At 66.0% G+C, this 4659-nt stretch carries 5 protein-coding genes; 2 read left to right on the top strand and 3 right to left on the bottom strand.

Annotated features, from left to right (window positions below):
- Positions 1-463 precede the first annotated feature (463 nt).
- The gene (locus VEY12_06775) at positions 464-634 is read right to left on the bottom strand and encodes a hypothetical protein (protein ID HYM39830.1); all 171 of its coding nucleotides are present in this window, start codon (positions 632-634) and stop codon (positions 464-466) included.
- 186 nt (positions 635-820) lie between these two features.
- On the opposite strand from VEY12_06775, the gene VEY12_06770 reads away from it, so the two are divergent.
- Together VEY12_06770 and VEY12_06765 are read left to right on the top strand one after the other, a co-directional pair.
- Positions 821-1111 (top strand): hypothetical protein, encoded by a 291-nt coding sequence (locus tag VEY12_06770; GenBank protein HYM39829.1) that lies wholly within the window; start codon positions 821-823, stop codon positions 1109-1111.
- 310 nt (positions 1112-1421) lie between these two features.
- The gene (locus tag VEY12_06765; protein HYM39828.1) at positions 1422-2423 is read left to right on the top strand and encodes a glycosyltransferase family 2 protein; all 1002 of its coding nucleotides are present in this window, start codon (positions 1422-1424) and stop codon (positions 2421-2423) included.
- Here the strand turns inward: VEY12_06765 and VEY12_06760 are convergent.
- Both VEY12_06760 and VEY12_06755 read right to left on the bottom strand, forming a co-directional pair.
- Complete coding sequence (locus tag VEY12_06760; protein HYM39827.1) at positions 2409-3629, bottom strand: glycosyltransferase; 1221 nt, start codon at positions 3627-3629, stop codon at positions 2409-2411. The two genes, VEY12_06765 and VEY12_06760, sit on opposite strands and share 15 nt — an antisense overlap.
- Positions 3630-3799: 170 nt before the next feature.
- Positions 3800-4659 (bottom strand): NAD-dependent epimerase/dehydratase family protein (locus VEY12_06755; GenBank protein HYM39826.1); only part of this gene is annotated, 860 nt, incomplete at its 5' end.

The following is a 4659-nucleotide window of genomic DNA, read 5'->3' as shown; positions in this document are numbered from 1 at the left end:
CGCCGGGATCTCACTCTCCCCGAGCGTGTACTTCTTGAAGCTGGGCCACTCGTTGACGAGCACGTCCTTCGGGAGCCCCTTCATGAAGCCCGGGACAATCCCCAGGTTCTGACGGATGTCCTTCAGCGTGTCGTCGTACGTTACCGTTTCCGTGTCACCCCCTCCGTGACATCCCACGGCTCTCGGGACCTCCCCCGCGCTCCCTGTGAACGCCGCCCCGGGACCGGCGACTCCCGAAAAATGTCCCCGGGGTTGTGGGGGTATCGCGCTCGAGTCGTAATAGTTCTTTCCGAGCCGCCGTCCGTTTCGGCGGGCCGAAAAATCTTGCGCGGCACCCCTCGAGGCCGGAACGACGGGCGGAGGCGGGCGTCCTACGAGGGATCCCCCTTTCGGGTGCGTTCAGGTCTCGACGGACGCCCGGGAGGGCCGCGAGCCGCCCGAGGGATTGGGTCCTTCCCGGTCCCTAGGCTCGCCGATCCCCGCCTTGGCCCTGCCGGGCCTTGTAGTGCGCGGCCTCGACGTCCATCTCCAGCTCGTCGTCCTTGGAGGTGCCGAAGACCCTCGCGACGTCGAACTCGAGTTTGGCGGGTGGCTTCTTCTTGCGAACCCGAGGCTCCATCTGGAGTTGTTCCATCCGCCGCTTCGATGCACGGCCGCGGTCTTGAAGGCTCCGTCCCGGGTCTCACCGGGAGGAATCAGACCCACGACGCGGTCTCGCGACCCAGTCGCTCTCGGATTCGATAACCGGCGAGGAGAGGCTTTATCCTCCGAGCGCCACGGGAGGACGTTGCCTGTTCGAGGCCAGGGGTCCGCATTCGACATGGTGACCAAACGACCCCGTTCCGCGGTCCGCAAGACTCGCTACCTCGTGCTCTGGTGGATGTCCCAGACGCCCCACGCGGCCGTCTTCGACCACCTCGTCGCCGCGGAGGCTGCCGCGAGCGCCCGGAATGGGCTGCTCGTGGCCGTCTCGGGCCGCGATGTGAACATCGACCAGGTCCAAGACTGGTACCGACGCGACGAGTCCGGCCGCCCCATGCCCGCGGAGTGGCGGGAGCTCGTCGGACCCACCCAGCTTCCGTGGCTCGCGAAGCCCAATCCCGCAATCTGACCCGCTCGTCCGAGGAGTGGGCTCGACGCGGTGGGAGAGCTCGACCCGCGAGGACGTTGGAGATACCGGCGGCGGTCTTCGCCGAGGCACTCGGGTGGGCGCGACTCGTCCGGGCCGGACTCGAGAGGCCCGGGACCGAGTCGAGTCCGTCTCCAGCTCCGGGATGATGGCCCTCGGGAAGTCCGTCCGGGGCGAAACGCGACAATCTCAAGGAAATGTTTAAGCTCCGATGTAGACTTCGAGGCGTCCAAGAGACCGCCCACCACCAGAGCGACCGGAGGTTCTCCGGTTCCGACGGGCGTCGCGAGGGATGACTACGGTCACGGACATGGCACGGGAAGGCTCCGCGGACGCGGGGCCTGGGGCCGTGCATGGGTTTTCCAGCGGGCCGAAGGCCCGGTCGGCCGGGGCGACGGCCGCGCGGTCGAACCGGATCCTCGTGGCGATCCCCTGCCTGAACGAGGGGGCGACGATCGGGTCCGTGGTCCTCAAGGCGCGGCAGCACGCGGACGAGGTCGTCGTCGTGGACGACGGGTCGTCGGACGACACGGCCGAGGTCGCCGAGCTCGCCGGGGCCAAGGTCCTGCGCCACGCGCGGAACCTCGGGAAGGGGATGGCGATCCGGACCGCGTGGCTGTACGCGCGGGAGGCGCATCCGGACGCGTTCGTGCTCATGGACGGGGACCACCAGCACAATACGGAGGACATTCCGCGGTTGGCGAAACGCGTGCTGTCCGGCGACGCGGACATGGTCATCGGCGTGCGGTGGGGCAAGACGTCGGGCATGCCCATGTACCGCCGCGTGGGGAAGCGCGTCCTCGATTACGCGACCGCCGTGGGGACGAAGAACGGGAAGCTCACGGATTCCCAAAGCGGATATCGGGTCTTCTCGAGCGAGGCGCTCCTCGCACTCGAGCCCACGGAGGACGGGCTCTCGATCGAGTCGGCGATGCTCATCGAGGCCCAGGAAAAGGGCCTGCGGATCGACGAGGTGAACGTGGACTTCGACTACGACCTCGAAGGATCGAACGTGTCGCCGGGCAGGCACGGGACCGGCGTCTTGGGGCGACTCGTCACCCTGGTCTCCCAGAAGCGACCGCTGCTGTTCTTCGGGTCGTTCGGCCTCGGACTCCTGATCGTCGCCGCGGCCCTCGGTGCCTTGGTTCTGTCGACGTACTATGCGAGCCGAGCCTTGGCAACGGGAACCCTGTTCATCGTCCTTCTGTTCGGCATCGTCGGCATCCTGTCCATCTTCATCGGAATCACCCTGAACGCGCTCGTCACGGTGGCGACGAAGTCAAGCGCGCGGTGACGCACGAGCGCCCGGACGGTTCGTCAGGCTTTCCAGAAGGGACTCGAACGAGTCCGTGATGGACGTCCAATCGTTCCGAGCGACGAACTCCCGTCCGGCGGCGCCGAGTTCCTGGAGGGCACCCGCCCGAGCCAAATCGGTCGCCATGCGGATCACATCCCGAGGATCCCGGACATACACGACCCCGTGTCCCTCCCCGAACTCCTTCACGAGACCGGGCAACTCGGTCGCGATCACGGGCTTCCCTGCGGCCAGGTACTCGTACACCTTGATGGGTACGATGTTCCGCATGGTCTCGATGTCATACGCCGGGAGGAGGCAGACATCGGCGGCCGCAAGGAATCCGGGCATCTCGGCGTACGGCCGGAACCCCACCATCTTGATGCGGTCTTCGGCGGCGCGCTTCTTGGCCATAGTCGCTAGCTCCTGCCAGACATCCCCCTTGCCCACGACGAGCAACTTGACGTGTTCCTCCCGTCCCTCCCCCATCGCAAGACGTTCGGCGATCTCGCGAATGCCTGAGAACTCGTAGACCCAGCCCATGAAGAAGAGGACGAGATCGTCGCTCGCGAGACCGAGGCGCTCGCGGACGATGACGCCGTCCCCGGACCAGCGATACAGTTCCACGTCGATGCCTGCAGGGATGACCTTGGCCCTCTCAGGGGTCGCCCCCATGGCCAAGGCATAGTCTCGGAGGGCCTGGTTGATGGCAAGGACGAGGGACGCGCGGCGCATGTTGCCTCGCTCAATCGACCGCGCGAGACCTCGGAACAGGGGCTGCGGCACGAGCTGGTGGAGCTCGTCGATCAGGTAGTACACGAAGGGGATGCCAGCCCGCCGCGCGAGCCGAATACCGGCGTGAGCGTTCAGGATGCCCAGGCCGACGAGCACGTCCGGCCGGAACTCCCGGATTTGACGGTGAATCTCAAGGCGATGCGTCAGGGCAAGGGAGACATAGTCGAGGACGGGCAGGTTGAGCGTGGGGGGCCGGATGACCAGAATGTCGGATCCTGGGATCACCTTGGCCCGGCCCCGAAGCCTTTTGCGACGTGAGACTAGGGGTCGCGGGGAGCGACTTCGCCACCCAATGTCGAAGTCGATGACACGGATTTCGTGGCCTCGTTGCTTCAGCCGCTCGAAGAGATGGTGGCTCTGGTGGGGCCCCCGTTCGATCCAATTCGACTCTTGGACGACAAGAATGCGCAAAATGGCCCGCCGCGTCGGGATGACGGGTTCGCGCGAAAACCTTTTCTCCTCGCGCTTCGGCGTCGGCTCGCGCCGCGGACCACACAGACCATTCCCTCGTCGCGGCAAGCCCTTCCGGCCGCGTCGGCTCGGGGGACGTCGTCAACCATCCCGGGACGGGAGCCCGGAGGTCAGAACTCCGCCGACTTCACGATGTTCTTCCAGTTCTTCTCGAACCACCCGTGGACGTTCTTCAGACCGGTCTGGAAGTCCGTCCGGGGCTCGTAGTGCAGGATTCTGCGCGCCTTGTCGATTGAGGCGAGCAACCGGTTCTTCTTGTCCCAGTTCCGACGCTCCCTGAACACGATGCCGGCGTGGTTGCCCGTGATCGCGTTGACCCGGTTCGCGAGGTCGAGAATCTTGATCTCCCGTCCCGCGGCCAGGTTGATGGCCTCGCCGACGGCCCGGTCGTAGACCGCGGCCGCGACAAGGCCGTTCACGATGTCCCCCACGTACGTGAAGTCCCGCGTCTCCTCCCCCGTGCCCGTGATCGGCAGCGGCTGGCCGTGCATTGCCCAGAAGAAGAAGTTCGGGATCACGTTGCGGTACTTGCCGGGGACCTCGCCGGGTCCGTAGCTGTTGAAGAACCGGGCGTTGACGACGGGGAGGTCGTACAGGTTGTGGTACATGTTCGTGTAGAGTTCCCCGAGCATCTTCGTGACCTGGTACGGCGTGTAGAGGTCCATGGACACGTAGTCCTCCGTGAAGGGCATCGGGGTGTCTGAGCCGTAGATCCCGCAGCCCGAGGAGGCGTAGATGAAGCGCTCGACGTCGGCCTTGCGGGCGTGTTCGAGCACGCGAAGGATGCCCATGCCGTTGGTCCTCAGGTCGTGCTCCGGATGGTCCACGGAGTTCTGGTTGGCGAAGTGCGCGGCCAGGTGGTAGACGACCTGGGGTTTGGCCCTGAAGGCCCGGCTGAGGTCTGCGTTGCGAAGGACGTCCCCCCGCAGGTACTGGATCGTGGGACCGCGCACGGTGTTCCATAGGTAGG

The sequence above is a fragment of the Thermoplasmata archaeon genome (genome assembly GCA_035632695.1).
GTDB lineage: Archaea > Thermoplasmatota > Thermoplasmata > RBG-16-68-12 > RBG-16-68-12 > RBG-16-68-12.
The sequence above is the reverse complement of the archived record's forward strand: the minus strand, read 5'-3'. Positions and strand labels throughout refer to the sequence as shown.